17 protein-coding genes and 1 pseudogene are annotated in these 16,670 nt (G+C 64.0%); 5 read left to right on the forward strand and 13 right to left on the reverse strand.

Annotated elements, in window-relative coordinates; all coding sequences use genetic code 11:
• Positions 1–52 precede the first annotated feature (52 nt).
• The 9 genes from AC1DS5_RS00350 to AC1DS5_RS00390 form a co-directional block, all read right to left on the reverse strand.
• A complete protein-coding gene (locus AC1DS5_RS00350) occupies positions 53–1,060 on the reverse strand; it encodes a TRAP transporter substrate-binding protein (RefSeq protein WP_477716261.1) in 1,008 nt (335 codons plus the stop codon).
• A 99-nt stretch (positions 1,061–1,159) separates the two neighbouring features.
• Positions 1,160–2,437 (reverse strand): TRAP transporter large permease subunit, encoded by a 1,278-nt coding sequence (locus tag AC1DS5_RS00355; protein WP_477716262.1) that lies wholly within the window; start codon positions 2,435–2,437, stop codon positions 1,160–1,162.
• A gap of 21 nt (positions 2,438–2,458) precedes the next feature.
• On the reverse strand, positions 2,459–2,995 hold the full coding sequence (locus tag AC1DS5_RS00360) for a TRAP transporter small permease (RefSeq protein WP_477716263.1): 537 nt from the start codon (positions 2,993–2,995) through the stop codon (positions 2,459–2,461).
• A 142-nt stretch (positions 2,996–3,137) separates the two neighbouring features.
• Positions 3,138–3,863 (reverse strand): TetR/AcrR family transcriptional regulator, encoded by a 726-nt coding sequence (locus tag AC1DS5_RS00365; protein WP_477716264.1) that lies wholly within the window; start codon positions 3,861–3,863, stop codon positions 3,138–3,140.
• 78 nt (positions 3,864–3,941) lie between these two features.
• Entirely contained in the window at positions 3,942–4,763 is an 822-nt protein-coding gene (gene aroE / locus AC1DS5_RS00370; RefSeq protein WP_477716265.1) for a shikimate dehydrogenase, read from the reverse strand.
• Positions 4,760–6,010, reverse strand: a complete 1,251-nt coding sequence (locus AC1DS5_RS00375) for a CaiB/BaiF CoA transferase family protein (protein ID WP_477716266.1) — start codon at positions 6,008–6,010, stop codon at positions 4,760–4,762. Before AC1DS5_RS00375 ends, aroE begins: the two co-directional genes overlap by 4 nt.
• A gap of 68 nt (positions 6,011–6,078) precedes the next feature.
• Complete coding sequence (locus tag AC1DS5_RS00380) at positions 6,079–6,564, reverse strand: MaoC family dehydratase (protein ID WP_477716267.1); 486 nt, start codon at positions 6,562–6,564, stop codon at positions 6,079–6,081.
• A 52-nt stretch (positions 6,565–6,616) separates the two neighbouring features.
• On the reverse strand, positions 6,617–7,015 hold the full coding sequence (locus AC1DS5_RS00385) for a VOC family protein (RefSeq protein WP_477716268.1): 399 nt from the start codon (positions 7,013–7,015) through the stop codon (positions 6,617–6,619).
• A gap of 18 nt (positions 7,016–7,033) precedes the next feature.
• Positions 7,034–7,972, reverse strand: a complete 939-nt coding sequence (locus tag AC1DS5_RS00390; protein WP_477716269.1) for a ketopantoate reductase family protein — start codon at positions 7,970–7,972, stop codon at positions 7,034–7,036.
• Positions 7,973–8,071: 99 nt separating this feature from the next.
• On the opposite strand from AC1DS5_RS00390, the gene AC1DS5_RS00395 reads away from it, so the two are divergent.
• A complete protein-coding gene (locus AC1DS5_RS00395) occupies positions 8,072–9,001 on the forward strand; it encodes a LysR family transcriptional regulator (RefSeq protein WP_477716270.1) in 930 nt (309 codons plus the stop codon).
• A 25-nt stretch (positions 9,002–9,026) separates the two neighbouring features.
• Here AC1DS5_RS00395 and AC1DS5_RS00400 read toward each other — a convergent pair whose 3' ends face one another.
• Positions 9,027–9,206 (reverse strand): hypothetical protein, encoded by a 180-nt coding sequence (locus AC1DS5_RS00400; RefSeq protein ID WP_477716271.1) that lies wholly within the window; start codon positions 9,204–9,206, stop codon positions 9,027–9,029.
• Here AC1DS5_RS00400 and AC1DS5_RS00405 point away from each other — a divergent pair.
• From AC1DS5_RS00405 to AC1DS5_RS00415, 3 genes are all read left to right on the forward strand, one after another.
• Positions 9,205–10,023 carry a hypothetical protein gene (locus AC1DS5_RS00405; protein ID WP_477716272.1) on the forward strand — a complete coding sequence of 273 codons (819 nt, stop codon included), beginning with the start codon at positions 9,205–9,207 and terminating at the stop codon, positions 10,021–10,023. The two genes, AC1DS5_RS00400 and AC1DS5_RS00405, sit on opposite strands and share 2 nt — an antisense overlap.
• A 378-nt stretch (positions 10,024–10,401) precedes the next feature.
• Positions 10,402–11,697: an Ig-like domain-containing protein gene (locus AC1DS5_RS00410; RefSeq protein WP_477716273.1), complete on the forward strand. Its 1,296-nt coding sequence runs from the start codon at positions 10,402–10,404 to the stop codon at positions 11,695–11,697.
• A 181-nt stretch (positions 11,698–11,878) separates the two neighbouring features.
• On the forward strand, positions 11,879–12,232 hold the full coding sequence (locus tag AC1DS5_RS00415; protein ID WP_477716274.1) for a collagen-like protein: 354 nt from the start codon (positions 11,879–11,881) through the stop codon (positions 12,230–12,232).
• A gap of 202 nt (positions 12,233–12,434) precedes the next feature.
• On the opposite strand, the gene AC1DS5_RS00420 is transcribed toward AC1DS5_RS00415, so the two are convergent.
• From AC1DS5_RS00420 to AC1DS5_RS00430, 3 genes and pseudogenes are all read right to left on the reverse strand, one after another.
• Positions 12,435–13,445, reverse strand: a complete 1,011-nt coding sequence (locus AC1DS5_RS00420; RefSeq protein ID WP_477716275.1) for a Bug family tripartite tricarboxylate transporter substrate binding protein — start codon at positions 13,443–13,445, stop codon at positions 12,435–12,437.
• Positions 13,446–13,472: 27 nt separating this feature from the next.
• Entirely contained in the window at positions 13,473–14,720 is a 1,248-nt protein-coding gene (locus tag AC1DS5_RS00425; protein ID WP_477716727.1) for a CaiB/BaiF CoA transferase family protein, read from the reverse strand.
• Between the two features lie 102 nt (positions 14,721–14,822).
• Positions 14,823–15,656, reverse strand: a pseudogene (locus tag AC1DS5_RS00430) (hydroxymethylglutaryl-CoA lyase); the annotation flags it as partial.
• Positions 15,657–15,781: 125 nt separating this feature from the next.
• Here AC1DS5_RS00430 and AC1DS5_RS00435 point away from each other — a divergent pair.
• On the forward strand, positions 15,782–16,510 hold the full coding sequence (locus AC1DS5_RS00435) for an IclR family transcriptional regulator (RefSeq protein ID WP_477716276.1): 729 nt from the start codon (positions 15,782–15,784) through the stop codon (positions 16,508–16,510).
• Positions 16,511–16,670: the final 160 nt, after the last annotated feature.

Here is a 16,670-nt window from a genome sequence, read left to right on the forward strand (position 1 = left end):
GGATGACTCGCCCCGGCGGAAAAAAACCGCCAGGGCGTGCCTGGGGTGCTATTTACTTGCGCATCTTGGCCAGTTCGGCTGTGACTTCGTTGACGGTGGCTTCACCGACGCTGGCGCTGAACTGGGTAATCACCGGTTTCATCTTGTCGCGCAGCTTGGCGACCTCGGCGGGCGGGAACTGCGTCACGGTCATGCCATTCTTCTTGAGCAGCTCGAGGTTGGTCGCCACGGCGGCGCGGGCTTCGGCACGCTGGACAACTGCAGCCTCGTTGGCAGCATCGCCGATGATCTTCTTCTCGGCCGGTGTCAGGGTGTCCCAGACCTTTTTGCTGAAGATCACCGATTGCGGGTTGTACTGGTGGTTGGTCAGGGCGATGTGCTTCTGCACTTCCCAGAATTTGTTGGCGGCAATCACGCTGACCGGGTTTTCCTGGCCGTCAATGGCTTTTTGCTCCAGACCACCATAGACCTCGGGGAAAGGCATGGGTGTCGGGTTGGCGCCCAGGGCCTTGACCCATGCGACGTTGATCGGGTTCGGGATCACGCGCAGCTTCAGGCCGTCAATGTCTTCAACCTTGTTCAGCGGGCGCTTGCTGTTGGTGATCTGGCGGTAGCCGAGTTCCCAGTAGGCGAGGCCCACAAGACCTTTTTGTTCCAGCAGGGCGTGCATCTTCTTGCCGACCGGACCATCAACGATGGCGTCGGACTCTTTTTCGTTGGCGAACAGGAAGGGGAAGTCAAAAATCGCCAGTTCCTTGGCTTCGCTGGCCAGGATGCCACTGTTCATGACCGCCATTTCGATCGTGCCGCCCTTCATCGACGACACCACGGCCTGGTCGCTGCCCAGCGTGCCGCTGTAAAACAGGTTGACCTTGATCTTGCCGCCAGACTTGGCGGCGACGACTTCTGCAAATTTCTTCATGCCCGCGACGGCCGGGTGGCCTTCCGGTCCGTTGAGCGCGAACTTGAACGCGTGCTCCTTGATGTCCTGTGCACCGGCCATGCCGAAAGCGGCCAGGGCGGCAGCGGCCAACAGAGTCTTGATCATCAAACGTTTCATGGTTGTCTCCTGAAATAACACAGTACGCAAATTGACGGGATGCAGGACATGGCGTACCACACACGCCCCGCCTCGGAAAACAGATTCAGCAGATTCAGCTCAGTACAGCAGGCGGGCCGGCCACATCACAATTTGGGGAAACAGCACCATCAGGAACATCACGATGAACTGGACCACCATGAAGGGCATCACGCCGCGCGTCACGTCGTCCATCTTCATCCGGCCCACACCCGCCACGACGTTCAGCACGGTGCCGACTGGCGGCGTCACCAGGCCGATGGAGTTGTTGATGATGAACAGCACGCCGAAGTACACCGGGTCGATGCCGGCAGCTTTCACCAGGGGCATCAGCACCGGCGTCAGGATCAGGATGGTCGGCGTCATGTCCATGGCGGTTCCGACGATCATGACCAGCACCATGATGGCCATCATCAGCAAGGTGGGGCTGCCCAGCAAGGGGCTGAGCAGGTCAACGACCTGTGCGGGCAACTGCGCCACCGTGATCAGCCAGGCCGACACCATGGCCGCGGCCACCAGGAACATCACCACCGCCGTGGTCTTGGCGGCGGCCACGAAGGTTCCATACAGCTGGCTCCAGGTGAGCTCCCGGTAGATCACGCCCGCCACGAACAGGGCGAAGACCGCCGCGACCACCGCAGCCTCGGTCGGCGTGAACAGGCCGAAGCGCAGGCCGAACAGGATGAGCAAGGGCAAGGTCAGAGCCCAGCCGGCCTTGCGAAAAGCGAGCCACACCTCGCCGGCAGACTTGCGCGGCGGCGGTTCGAGCTTTTCGCGGCGCGTCGTCCACCACCAGGTCGCCCACAGACCCGCGGCCAGCCAGATACCGGGGAAGATGCCGGCCAGGAACAGTTTGGTGATCGACACGTTGGCGGCAACGCCAAAAATCACAAACCCGATGGACGGCGGAATGATGGGGCCGATCACGCCACAGGCAGCGATCAGGCCACCGCTGCGCGCCTTGTCGTGGCCGGCCTTGACCATCATCGGCAGCAGCAGCGCGGTCAGCGCGGCCGCGTCGGCCACTGCCGAGCCAGACAGAGCCGACAAGATACAGGCGGCGACGATGGTCACGTAGCCCAGGCCGCCCCGGATGTGGCCGACCAGCGCCAGCGCGAAGTCGACGATGCGCCTGGACAGGCCGCCGGTGTTCATCACCTCACCGGCCAGCATGAAGAAGGGCACGGCCAGCAGCGGGAAGCTGTTGGCGCCCTCCATGATGTTCTGCGCCAGGATTTGTGCGTCGAACATGTTCATGTGCCACATCAGGGCGGCGCCGCACAGCAGCAACGAAAAGGCAATAGGGATACCCAGCGCCATGGCAGCCAGCAGGGAACCCAGGAAAACAGCAATGGTCATGGTAGATACTCCTCTGGTGGCTTAGAGAGGCTTGGGCACGTCGATCGGCTCTTCTTCGGACTCCCGAATGCCGATCAGCTCGTCGTCGGAGAGTTCGCCCTTCAACAGGCGCCACAGGTGGTTGAGCAGGATCACCGCGCCAGACACGGCGCAAACCATGCCGCTGGCGTAGAAGATGCCCATGGACACTTCCATGGCGGCGCTGGTGGATTCCCAGTTGACCTTGACCTGGTCCAGCGAGCCTTTGAACAGCAGCCAGCAAATGAACAGCATGAGTGCATGCCCGAGCACGAGGCAGATCCGTTTGCCGCCTACCGACAGACGGGACACCAGCATGTCGGTGCCCAGGTGCGCACCTTCGTGCATCGCGACGATGGCGCCCAGGAAGGTGACCCAGACGAACAGCCAGCGCGACAGCTCTTCCGAGACGGTGATGCCGGAGTTGAAGGCGTAGCGCATCACCACGTTGGCAAACACCAGCACCACCATCAGTGCCAGCGCGCCAGCCATGAGCACCGACAGCAAGCGGCAATAGCCGTCAATGAGTTTTTGTAGCATGAAACCAGTCTCCTGTATGTGTTCGGTACAGTAATGTACGAACTAGTTAGTTTTATTGGAATCAGTACTTACCCTAGCGCAGTCCAGCCCCGCACCAGACGATTGCCCAGCTCTTCGGAGCCTCTCCCGAGCTCTCTGTTGCCTATTTGCGAACGAAACGCACCACCATCTCGACGATGCTGTTGCGGCGCGCAGCGATCGACTGGGGGGTGCCCCCGTCGCGCTTGAAAATCAGGTCGAAGGTATGCCGGTTGGACACGTTGAAGAAAGTCAGCGCCGAAATCGATGCGTGGATGTCGATGGGATCGAGCCCGGCCCGGAATACGCCCTGCGCCACGCCGCGTTCGTAAAGATTGCGAATAGCCTCGATCGCCGGGACGTTGAGCTCCTGGATGCTCTTGCTTTGCGCCAGGTAGGCGCCGCGCTCCATGTTCTCGGTCATCACCAGCCGGATGTAGTCCGGGTTGCCCTGGTGATGGTCGAACGTGAACTCCACCAGCCGGCGCAGGGCCTGTTCGGGCGGCAGGTCTTCGAGGTGCAAGCCGGCTTCGATGCTGCGCATGCGGCGGTAGGACTCTTCCAATACCGCGACGTACAGGCCTTCCTTGCTGCCGAAGTAGTAGTAAATCATGCGCTTGCTGGTGCGCGTGGCGGCCGCGATTTCGTCGATGCGCGCACCGCTCAGGCCCTTGTTCGCGAATTCCGCGGTGGCGACCTCGAGAATGCCCGCCATGGTGCGGGCCGGGTCGTTGGTGCGGGGAACCGGCAAGGTCCTGCCCGCCGTCCCGGTCGCAGCCTTGCCCGCCGGCCTGGTTGCCGGTTTGATTGCCGCTTTTGCCTTGGGGACGGAATGTACTAACTCGTTCATTCCTGCAGTATAGAGGGCCGGCGCAGCACATGGAAGGGGTCATCTGGAAGGGTTGCACAGCGCACGACAGCCGGTTATTTACACCAGCGGAACCGTCAGCTTCCCGATCACCGCAAGGGTATCGGGACGCACGCCACGCCACCAGACAAAGGCCTCAGCAGCCTGCTCGGCCAGCATGCCCACACCGTCGGCCAGCTGTTTGACGCCGGCGTTTTGCGCCAGGCGCAGGAAGGGTGTCAGGCCCTTGCCATAGGCCAGCTCATACGCCAGGGCGCAATTGGCAAACACGCTGGCCGGCACCGGCGGCAGCTCGGCACGCAGGCTGGCCGAGGTGGCGTTGAACACCACATCAAAGGCCTGCCCCACCAGGTCGGTGTAGGCACAGCCGCGCACGCTACCCTTGGCCGAGCCAATTTTTGCCAGCTCAAGTGCCTTGTCCACACTGCGGTTGGCGATCACCAGCTCGGCCGGTGCCTGCTCCAGGAAGGGCAGCAGCGCGCCCCGTGCGGCGCCACCGGCACCCAGCAGCAACACGCGTTTGCCCTTGAGCGGGCAACCCAGGTTATGGGTCACGTCGCGCACCAGGCCAACGCCGTCGAAGTTCTCGGCCAGCACGCGATCGCCGTCAAATTTCATGGCATTGACGGCACCGGCGAGCTGTGCCCGCTCGGAGCGCTCGGTGGCGTAGCTGAAAGCGTCGAGCTTGAACGGCGCTGTGATGTTCATGCCTCGCCCGCCGCTGGCTCGAAACGCATCGACGGCGCCGGCAAACTGGCCGAGCGGGCCCTCGATGGCCGTGTACTCGATGTCCTGCCCGGTGGCCTGGGCAAACATGCCATGGATCAGCGGCGATTTGCTTTGCTGGATGGGGTTGCCAATAACAGCATAACGGTCGGTCATGACTGGACTCCCACAGGTGACTCCGAATACAGGACGCCGTCGCGCTCCATGGCGTCTATCTCGACAGGACTGAATCCCACGCTCGCCGCGATCTCGCGGTTGTGTTGGCCCAGCAGTGGCGCGGGCCCGCTGGGCGAGGTGTCGCATTCAGAGAAGCGAAAGGGCAGATTGGGCAGCTTGATCTTGCCCAGCACCGGGTGATCTTGCTCCACCACCATGCCCCGCGCAAGGGTTTGCGGGTCGCTGAGCACCTGGTCAATGGTTTGTACGGGCGCGGCCGGAACACCGGCAGCGTCCAGCGCCGCGCAACACGCCTGAACCGAATGCGCTTTCGTCCAGGCCGTCACCCGGGCCAGGATGGCCTCGCGGTTGGCATTGCGTCCGGCCTGGTCGTGCAGGCGGGTATCCGCCGCATAGTCCTCGCCGCCTATCAGCCGGGCCAGGCTCTTCCAGGTGTCTGTCATCTGCGCGGCAATCACCAGATAACCATCGTTGGCGGAAAAAGCGCCATAAACCGTGCTCTGCGGCAGGTCGTGGCCGGTCTGCACCGGCAACTCCTTGCCACCGCTCATCAAGTAGCTCTGCGCGGCAAAATCGTGCATGGAGATCATGCAGTCGTACAGGGCAATGTCAATGTGCTGCCCGCGGCCGCTGTTCACGCGGCCAAACAGCGCCGCGCAAATCGCCGACACGCCGTGCATGCCGGCATACATGTCGGCGATGGGCATGCGAAACAGCGGCGGCGGCTCACCCGGCACGCCAATCAGCGACATGGCGCCGCTCTTGGCTTCGGCGATCAGACCGAAGCCCGGCCGGGCGGAGTCGGGCCCGGTGTGGCCGTAGGCCGAGACCGAGCAATAGACGAGTTTGGGGTTGCGACTGGAAAGCTCTTCATACCCCAGGCCCAGTTTGTTCAGGGCGCCGGGGCGGTAGTTCTCGACGAACACGTCGGCGCTGTCGGTGAGCTTGTGCATCATGTCCAGGCCGCGCGGGTCACGCAGGTTGATGCACAGGCCCTGCTTGCCCATGTTCTGCTGCATGAAGTAGCCGCTCTGGCCCTTGACGATGGTCGGGCTGGCGCGCCCGGCATCTCCTGCCACCGGCCGCTCGACCTTGATGACCTCGGCACCCATCGCGCTGAGGCAACGCGACATGTGCGGGCCGGCCAGAAAGTGGCTGTAGTCAATGACGCGTATGCCTGCCAGCGGCAGCGCTTGCGCGGGTTTGGTGGGTGATGGTTCAGTCATGAAAAGTCCTCTCGGCCCCGATGGAACGGGCGCAACAAACTATTTTTTTGATAGCGATTGAATGGGGTTCAGGAAGCCGCCGCACCCGGCCGGCGCGGCACCATCAGCCGGTGTTCGCCCTTTTGCACCACCTGACCGTGCTGGTTGATCAGCTCGGCCGGCAGCACCACGATGCCCCAGCCGGGCTTGCTTTTGGAGGGCCGCATACTCTCGACCCAAAACCGCACCTGCAGCACGTCGTTGATCTTGATCGGCAGCACAAAGTCCCAGGTCCAGCCCAGCGACATGCCGGGCAGAAAGCGGTACTCGCACTGCGTTTTCAGGCCGTCGGCGACCGACAGACCCATCAGACCGTGGGCCACGCGACAGCCAAAGTGTGAGGCGTTGGCGTATTCCTCGTCCACATGCACGGGCGTGAAGTCGCCGGTGAGTTCGGCATAGGCGTCGATGCGCTCGGCGGTCACCAGGTAGGTCGGGCTGGTGCATTCGTCACCGACCTTGGCGTCGTCCCAGTATTTTTCCGGGGTGCTGAACTGGATGTCGGGTTTTGGCATGGGAGTTTCTTTCAGTCTGTTTGTCTGTCAAATCGGATCAGCCGCGCGGACTTCATGCTCTCGGGTTCACCGCAAGGGCCTCGGCCACGCTGTTGCCGCTGGCCTGGATCAGCTCGATCGCCAGGCCATCGGGCAGCTGCAACCAGTTGCGGCCTTGCGGCAGGGCCTTGACGCCCCAGCTCTGGGCCGCCTGCAGCGCACCTTCCAAGTCGGCCACCATGATGCCGAGGTGGGCGAGCCAGCCGGCATCGTTGGACGGGGGCGCCTCGAAGCCGGGCGTGCTCATCAGTTGCATGCCGCCTACCGTCCAGTACTGGCGCGGTGCGTCGATGGGGCCGTCGATCTCGCGCACATCCATGCCCAGCACGTCACGGAAGAAATTGATGTGCCACTGGATGTCCTTGACGCGCACCGCGACATGTTCAACATACGATTGGTTGGAATAAGCCATGACTCGTTAATTCCTTTGTTAGCGGGCGAGGCCCAGTTCGATGCCCTTGATGCAGGCCACCAGGGTCTGGTTGACGGGCGTGGGCACACCGCATGCGCCCCCCCGGCGCACGACCGCCCCATTCACAAAATCGATCTCGGTGACCGAGCCCTTTTCCAGGCTCTGCAGCATCGAGGTCTTGAATTCGTCAGGCAGACCGGCTCCGGCCTTGAGCCAGGCATCACGCGGGTCGGTGATGCTGAGGCGGATGCCGCTGGCCTCGGCCACCGCCATGGCCTCGGCCACGGCCGCCACGCCACAGGCTTCGAGCTCGGGTTGCCGGTACAGCTGGCCATACGTCAGGCGCGTGATGCCCGTGAGCGCACCGGTCGCCACGTTGATCAGCAGCTTGTCCCAGATCGTGCCCATGATGTTGTCACTGACGGTGGTGTCCAGCCCGGCACGGTTGAAGGTGTCGGCAATGCGCTGCACGCGTCCGGTGATGCGGCCGTCCAGCTCGCCAATGTGGGTGTCTTTGCCGCGGGTGCCGACGATGACATGGCCTGCGGCCAGCTGCGTGCCGCCCACATAGGTCTTGCCGGCGAGCACGCGTTCGCGGCCAACGATCTCAGCCAGAATGCCTTCATGCCCGAGGCCGTTTTGCAGCGACAGCACGGCCGTGTCCGGCCCGAGCAAAGAGGTCGCCGCTTCCATGGCCTGGCGCGTATGGAAGGACTTGACCAGCACGATCACCAGGTCCACGGCGCCCGTGTCCATGTTCACGCCCTGGGCGGTGGTGGCGGCATGCACCTGCACGGCGCGGTCGGCACCGCCGTCGCGCAGGATCAGCCCGCGGCTGTTCATGGCGTCGACCTGCTCGGCATTGCGGTTGATCAGCCACACCTCATGGCCGGCCTCGGTCAACACACCGCCGATGGCGCAACCCAGCGCGCCGGCGCCCAGAACACAAATCTTCACTGCGACTCCTTCTTGATCCAGGCGTGAATTCTGGACAGACCCCTTCATACTGTCCATGCAATAGCACCAATAGACTTCATTACGCATCACAATAAAGGTATGAGCAAAGATCTCGAATTGCTGGACATCAGGCTGTTGCGGTTACTGGACCAGCTGTATGCCACCCACAGCGTCACGCGTGCCGCCGAAGCGCTGGGGCAAAGCCAGCCCACGGTCAGCATCTGGCTGGCACGGCTGCGCAAGCAGCTGAACGACCCGCTGTTTGTGCGCACGGCAGAAGGCATGCTGCCAACGCCGCGCACCGATGCGCTGATGGGCACAGTGCGCGAGGTGCTGGCCGGCTTGAAGCGGCTGTCCGAGTCGGGCACCGCATTTGACCCGGCCACGGTGCAGCGGCGCTTCTCCATCTGCATGACGGACGCCAGCCACATCACCCTGTTGCCGCGGCTGCTGGCGCATGTGCGGGCACTCGCACCCGGTGTGGCGCTGGAGGCGAGTCGTATTGATACCAACCTGGCGCACGCCCTGCAGGCGGGCGAGGCCCACCTGGCCGTGGGGTTTCTGCCCTGGCTGGATGCCGGCTTTTACCAGCAGACCCTGTACGCGCAGGACTGGATTTGCCTGGCCAATGCACAGCATCCGCGTGTCATCGACGAAACCCGGGCGAACTGGAACCTCGCGGTGTATCAGGCCGAAGCGCACATCGGCATCAGTTCCGGCACGGGCTACCAGCTGCTCGACAACACCGTGGCGTCACAGCACATCACGCGCCAGATACGGCTGGAGCTGCCCGGTTTTCTGGGCCTGTCGGCCATTCTCTCGACCAGCGACCTGATCGCCACCCTGCCCCGCCATATCGGCGAAACCCTCGCCCGCTCTACTGGGCTTAGCGGGCTGCGCGTGCTGCCCTGCCCGTTTGAAATTCCCGGCTTCACCGTCAAGCAGTACTGGCACGCCAGGTACCACCATGACGCGGCCTGCCGCTGGCTGCGCAGCGTCTGCGCCGAATTGTTCATGAAAAATGCCTGACCCCAGACAATGCGGGCGTAAGCGGCTATTTCAAAAAATGCGGTGACAAAAAGTCGGGTGAAATATAGGCAATGATGGCGCACTCGTCCACGCCATCGGAAACATGGCATACATTGCGAAACGACATGGTGCCCATCTCCCCCATGACATGGACGCCATGACCCCCATCGCCTACATTGGAAACGTCCTTACTTGCATCAAACATGAGCCCCTCCGTTTTCAACCGCACCACCGAAGACGTCGGCAACATCGTCGAGTTCGGTCACATCAATGTCCGCGTGCCAGACCAGCAGCAGGCGATCATCTTCTACATCATGGGCCTGGGCCTCACCCGCGACCCCTACCTGATGACCGGTGTGGACAACGCCTGGATCAATGTCGGCACCTGCCAGTTCCACTTGCCGGTTGGGCCTGCGCAGGTGCTGCGCGGCATGACCGGCCTCGTCCTGCCCGATCCGGACGCTTTGGTCGCACGGCTGACGCAGGTGGCGCCCCGGCTGAAAGGCACGAAGTTTGCCTTTGCCCGCCCCGGCGAATGCGTGGATGTCACCTGCCCTTGGGGCAACCGAATCCGCGTGCACGCGCCAGATCCCGCGCGTTTTGGCCGCATGACGCTGGGCATGCCCTATGTGGAAATTGACAGCGCCCCCGGTACCGCCTCGCGCATCGCCCGCTTCTATCGCGAGGTCCTTGCGGCGCCAGCCCACAGCGGCCACGACGCCACCGGCGCCTTCGCGCGTATTCCCATAGGCCTCGGCGAAAGCCTGGTATTCCGCGAGACCGGCCGCGCGCTGCCGCCCTTCGACGGCCACCACGTCCAGATCGCCGTCGCCGACTTTTCGGGCGTGCACCGGCGTCTGCTCGAACGTGACCTGATCACCGAGGAAAGCAACCAGAGCCAGTACCGCTTTCAGGACATCACCGACCTGGACACGGGCGAGGTGCTGGCGACCCTCGAGCACGAGGTGCGCAGCATGCGCCACCCCCTGTACGCACGCACCCTGGTCAATCGAAGCGCATAAGCAGCGCAGACGACACCCCCACGCAGGCACCATCAGGAAGCGGCCTGTTCCGGCCCTGCCCCCTCCCCCGACTTGACGCCGGCTTCTCAAGCGCATCAGCCGGGACCCGGGGATTTCAAGGACCCCGGCGAGGCGCAACATTGTTCATGGCAAGCGGCCAGACCCATGAACTGCGGGCGTTGACAGCTGTTTGTTTGACAGCAAACCGCGTCAGAGACGATGGGCGGAAGTGGGCGGAAATCGGGCAAATAGCCGGGTATTACGCTCACGCCCTGTCCGGTCGTGCGCCTACGTCGGAACGGCCGGCCGCCAGTTACAAATGAGTAACTTCATCGCAAAAGGTCAGCCATGCGAGTTCATAGATTTCTTTCACTCCTCATGTCGTTGCTGGCCGTCGGCTTCATCGCCACGGCGCCGCAGCCTGCAGGTGCGCAGCCCAAGGCGCGCTTTGCACCGGAGATCAGCAGCTTCCAGGTCGACGTGACCGACCAGCTTGCACCCGGCAGCGACCTCAGCTTCACGCTGGAAGGCTCGCCGCGCGGGCAGGCCAGCGTCCGGCTGAGCGGCATCAACAAAAACATCGTGCTGCGCGAAGTCGAGCGCGGTGTTTATGAAGGCTCCTACACGTTGAGCCGGCGCGACCGACTCGGCCCGCAGCCGACCGCGACCGCCACCCTGCGTGTGCGCAATGCCTCCAAGGTCGTGACCCAGGCCTTGGCCGGTGGCCCGCCACCGGTAGCCAGCCCGCCACCGCCTCCTGCCGCCCCACCCCTGGTGATCGAACGCTTCACCGTCACACCGGTGGCCCGCATCGAGCCCGGCGCCGAACTGCGCTTTGCCGCCGCCGGTACACCCGGCGCGCGCGCCACGCTGAGCATCGACGGCGTGGTGCAGGGCGTGCCCATGCAGGAAGTGCGTCCGGGCCGCTATGAAGGCGCCTACACCATACGCCGCAACGACAACTTCCCGCCCTCGCTCAACATCGTCGCCACCCTGGAAGGCAACGGCCAGACGATCCGCTCGCGGCTGAACCAGGCGCTGCTGGTGGACGCCCGGCCGCCCACCGTGCGAAACCTTGCACCGCAAAACAATGAGACCGTCGCAAGCGGCCCGGTGTCGGTGTCCGCAACGTTTGATGACAGCGGCGGTGTCGGCGTGGATCCCAGGAGCGTGAAGATCATGATCGGCGGCCAGGACGTGACGCGCAATGCCAGCATCACGCCCCAATTCCTGACCTGGCGCGGTGATTTGCGGCCCGGCGCCCACTCGGTGGAAGTTACCGCTGCCGACATGGCTGGCAACGCCGTGCGCCAGACCTGGGTGTTCAATGTGGCCGGTCCGCAAACTCCGCCGCCGGCCGCCACACTGCCCTTGCAGATCACCAGCCACGCCAACAATGCACAGGTCAGCGGCGGCACCATCGAGGTACGGGGGCGTACCGCCCCGGACACGAAAGTGGATGTGCAGGTCCACGTGATCGCCTCGCTGGCCGGCTTCTTCGGCGTCAACCAGCCGATCTTGACCCAGACCCTGCGATCGGATGCCGGTGGCAACTTTGCCTTCAGCTTCAGGCCGCAAGTGCCGGTGCCGGGCGCACGCTATGAATCCACCATCACGGCGACCAAAGGCAACCTCACCAACGAGATCCAGCTGGTGCTGTTCCAGCAACGTTGAGATCAAGGAATTGCAGCGGAAGCAGGCCTTGCGCGGGCCGTTCCGGGCAAACACGGAAGCGGGGTGACGTGCGCCATCGAACGGAACCGCATGCGGATAGCGCATTTTCAAAATGCAACGCGAGACGGCCGCTCGCCTGAACAGGCGAGCAGTCCGCCGCAAACAACCCAAAGGAATTTTCATGAACTATTCAATCGTTTTTTCCGCCGCACTGACGGCACTGGCTTTGACCGCATGTGACAGGCCAGCCGCTGTCGTGGCCCCGGCCGTGGTCACCGTGCCGGTCCCCGGCCCGGCCGGACCCACAGGTGCGACGGGCTCCACGGGCTCGACCGGATCAACGGGGTACACCGGCGCAACTGGTTCGACCGGTTCGACCGGTTCGACGGGTTCAACCGGATCCACTGGAGCCACCGGCTACACCGGTGCCACTGGAGACACTGGCGCCACGGGTGATACCGGGGCACAAGGCCAGCGCGGCAGAACCGGTGGCGACACCGTGGTCATCGTTCCCCCAGCGACGCCAGCGCGCTAAGCGCTCCCGGGACGCCGGCCCGCAAGTATCGGGCTAGGGTCTGACGTGCCATGAACAGTGCGGTCTCCGCGCCCATGGCCAGACCTGCAAATCCCCACGGCAGCCCAGGCTGTGGCGGGGATTTTTTGCTTGCGCTTCAACGATGAACACACAGGCTCTGCGGGCGCGGACGAGTCCGCACGTCAGCGCCCAAACGGGGAGATCAATCCGGCTTGACTTTGGCCACCTGGATCACCTTGCCCCATTTCTCCTGCTCGGCGCGCTGAAACGCGGCAAGCTTTTCGGGCGATCCACCCACCGGCACAGCGCCCAGGTCGGTCAGGCGCTTGGCCACGGCCGGTTGCTTGAGCGCCGCGTCCACCTCGGTCGACAGGCGCTTGACGATGTCGGGCGGCGTGCCGGCGGGCGCGTAAAGCGCGTACCAGGACGAGGCCTCGAAGTCTTTCATGTTGAGCGCTTCCGCCACCGTCGGCACATCAGGGTACTGCGGCAGGCGCTGTGCGGTGGTGACGCCCAGCATCTTGAGCTTGCCGCCTTTCACAAAAGGCGTGCTGGTCAAAAGGGTGTCAAACATCAGTTGCACCTGGCCCGCCACAACGTCGCCGATGGCGGGGCCCGAGCCCTTGTAGGGAATGTGCGTCATGAAGGTGCCGGTGCGGTACTTGAAATACTCGGGAACCAGATGCGAGGAGCCGCCATTGCCAGCCGACGCAAAGTTCACCTTGCCGGGATTGGCCTTGAGGTATTTGACAAACTCGGGCATCGAATTGACCGGCAGCACTTGCTGGTTCACCACCACCACGATCGGCACGGTGACCACAAGGGACACCGGCGCGAAATCCTTGTTGGCGTCGTAGGGAATCTTCTCGTGCAGCCTGGGGTTGATGGCCATGGTGCCGATGCTGGCCATCATCAGGGTGTAGCCGTCGGCAGGGGCCTTTGCCGCCTCGCCCACGCCAATGAAACCGTGGCCGCCCGCCCTGTTTTCCACAATCACCGGTGTTTTCAGCGCCTCGCCAATGGCTTGCCCGACCACCCGCGCGGTGATATCGGTGGGGCCGCCGGCCGGGAAGGGCGCGATGATGCGTATCGGTCTGGCGGGCCAGGCCTGTCCTGAGTTGGTCGAAGCGGCGGTTTGGGCGGTGACCGCGCCGTTCAGGCTGGCCAGGCCGATCAGGGTCGCCGTCATCAGGGAGCGTCGTTGGAAATTCATGGGCAGGTCTCCGGGTGGGTTCGGGTTTTAACGCTTGGTTTCGGTGGTTTGGGTGGTTTGCGCGGTTTGGAAAGCCTGGATGGCGTCTTCGCCATAGCCCAGCTCCCGCAGCAATTCGCGGGTGTGCTCGCCCAGCAGCGGCGGCTGCAGCCGGATGCCGGGCCGTTTGCCGCCCAGCGTGAACGGCATCAGCGGCACTTTGGACTGGCTACCGTCGTTCATCCGGACGGGTGCCAGCCCACCGGTTGCGTTCAGGTGCGGATCCTCAAAAAGTTCTTCAGGCCGCACGATGGGCGCAAAAGGCAGTTCGTTGGCTTCAAAGACCGTGCGGAGCTCGGCCGCGCTGCGCTCGGCCAGGTGCGAGCGCAGGATGGGCATCATCCATTCCCGGGCACGCACGCGGTCGTTGTTGGTTTTGAGGCGCGGGTCGGCCAGCAGTTCGTCCAGCCCGAAGGCCTTGCAGAAAATCGCCCATTGCTTGTCGCTGACGGCCGCCAGAAAAATCTGTTCGCCGTCTTTCACGGTGAACACGTCGTACACCGCCCAGGCCGAAATGCGGCTGGGCATGGGCGCGGCGGCATGGCCGGTGGCGGCGAACTGCATCATGTGCTGACCCACCAGAAACACATTGTTTTCAAACAGGGCCGACTGCACCTCCGTGCCCAGCCCGGTGCGGTCGCGCTGGCGCAAGGCGGCCATCGCCCCGATGGCGCCAAACATGCCGCCCATGATGTCGTTGACGCTGGTGCCGGCGCGCAGGGGGTCGCCGCTGCGGCCCGTCATGTAGGCCAGCCCGCCCATCATCTGCACCACTTCATCGAGGGCGGTGCGATGCTCGTAAGGCCCGGGCAAAAAGCCCTTGTGGCTGACATAGATCAGGCGCGGGTTGCGCTGTTTCAGCGTCTCGTAGTCCAGGCCCAGTTTTTTCATGGTGCCGGGTTTGAAGTTCTCGCTGACGATGTCTGCCGTGGCAATCAGGCGCAGCGCGGCCTCCACGCCCTCGGGTGTCTTCAGGTCGAGCGCAATGCTTTTCTTGTTGCGGTTGAAGGTCGGGAAAAATCCGGCGCCCGAACCCAGCAGGCGGCGCGTGCTGTCGCCCTCGACCGGTTCCACCTTGATGACCTCGGCGCCCAGGTCGCCCAGCAACATGCCGCAGGTCGGGCCCATCACCATGTGGGTGAATTCGACGACGCGGATGCCGGCGTAGGGCAGCGCTGTGTCGCTGTTCTCGCTGTTATTGCTTTCTTCAGGGGCGGGGGTGGCGGGTGCCGTCATGCGGGCGCCCTGAACAAAACCCCTGGGCAGGCCGGCCTCGGGTGTCATGCCATAGACCGGCTCGCCCGGCAGCCCGGCCATCAGCGGCGCGCGTGCAGCCATGAGTTTTTCAAGATCAATGCCGGTCGGCACGCCCATGGCCTCGAACATGAAGACCAGGTCTTCGGTGACGACGTTGCCTGACGCGCCCGGCGCATACGGGCAGCCGCCCAGGCCGCCGAGCGAAGCATCGAAGGTGCGAACGCCCTCCTCGTACGCCGCCAGACAGTTGGCCAGTCCCAGCCCGCGGGTGTTGTGCATGTGGGCAGCGCCGGCGTGGTGGCCGATTTCGGCACGCAGGCGCCGGAACAGGCGGCGTACCTGCGCCGGATTGGCATAACCGACGGTGTCCGACAGGCCCGACTCGTCGGCACCGGCCGCAATGCATTGCACGGCCAGCCGGATGACATCGTCCTCGGGCACCTCGCCCTGCAGCGTGCAACCGAAGGCGGTGGAAATGGCGGCTTCGAGCCTGACGTGAGGCGCGATGCCGCGGCGCAGCTCAGAGATGGCGCGTACCTCCTCCACCATCTCTTCGCGCGTCTTGCGCACATTGGCCAGCGAATGCGCGGCACTGGCCGACACCGGCATCGTCAGCTTGTGCACGCCAGCCGCCAGCGCCGCCTCCGCGCCGCGGCGGTTGGGCACCAGGGCCATCACCGTGAGACCAGGCAGCGTGATCGCATGGCGCACCACCTCGGCGGCATCGGCCATCTGCGGCAGCAGTCGGGCCGGCACGAAGGAAGCAACTTCAATTTCCCGCACGCCGGCGGCGTAGAGCGCGTCGATCCAGCGCAGCTTGTCGGCCGTCGGCATGGTGGCCTTGACGGATTGCAGGCCGTCGCGGGGGCCGACTTCACTGATCAATACGTGAGGATTTGACATGGTTGCACTCATAATATAATTCTGTAAGATAGAACATTGTTCTTTCTATTGAAATGATCACGGATGCCCTGCCGCTTGTCAAGCGTCAGACAGCATGGCCCGTTTCATGACCAGGCCTTACTGACCAGGAGTGACTGATGCCCCGCAAAGCCCAGACCGAATCGCTGGCCGACAGCCATGCCGCGCCCGGTGGCGCCGCGGCGGTAGATCGCGCGCTGACCCTGCTGTGCGCTTTTCAGGTGGGCGATACTGCCCTGAGCCTGGCCGAACTGGCCGGCCGCACCCAGCTCTACAAAAGCACGGCGCTGCGTTTGCTGGCCTCGCTGGAGCATGCGCGGCTGATTCAAAAACTGGAGGACGGCCGGTACGGGCTGGGCAGTGAGGTGGCGCGGCTCAACGCCGTTTACGCGGCCTCCTTTTCGCTGGACCGCGCGGTGCTGCCCGTGATGCGGGCGCTGGTGGCGGCCACCCGTGAGAGCGCCGCCTACCATGTGGTGCAGGGCGATGCGCGGCTGTGCCTGTACCGCGTGGATTCACCCCACCCGATCCGCGACCACATCAAGGCCGGCGACGTGCTGCCGCTGAACCGGGGCACCGGCGGCCGCGTGCTGATGGCCTTTGGCCTCCGGCGCACCACCGGCCTCACCGCGAAAGACAAAAACCTCTACGCCCGCATCCGGGAGCAGGGTTACTTCTCGGCCATGGGAGACCGCCTGGCCGGCGTGGCCGGCATTTCGGCGCCGGTCTTCAAGGCCGATGGCAGCCTGGCGGCGGCCTTGACGCTGACCATGCCGGCAGAGCGCTATGACGAACGCCACGTTCAGAAGGTGCTGGAGGCCGCCCGCAAGCTGAGCGGTCAGGTGTGAGCCGCACAAACAAAGAACCAAAGAAAGAAAGAACCAAAAACACAAAAGGCAAAAACACCAGACGCTACTTTTCGATAGCAGCCGACCCCGTCATACCGTGCGTTGGCGGCGACTGTTTCTTCAGCGCGGTGTTGACGAGCCGGCCGTCGACTGGCGGCGG

The sequence above is a fragment of the Polaromonas sp. P4_H1 genome (genome assembly GCF_056400945.1).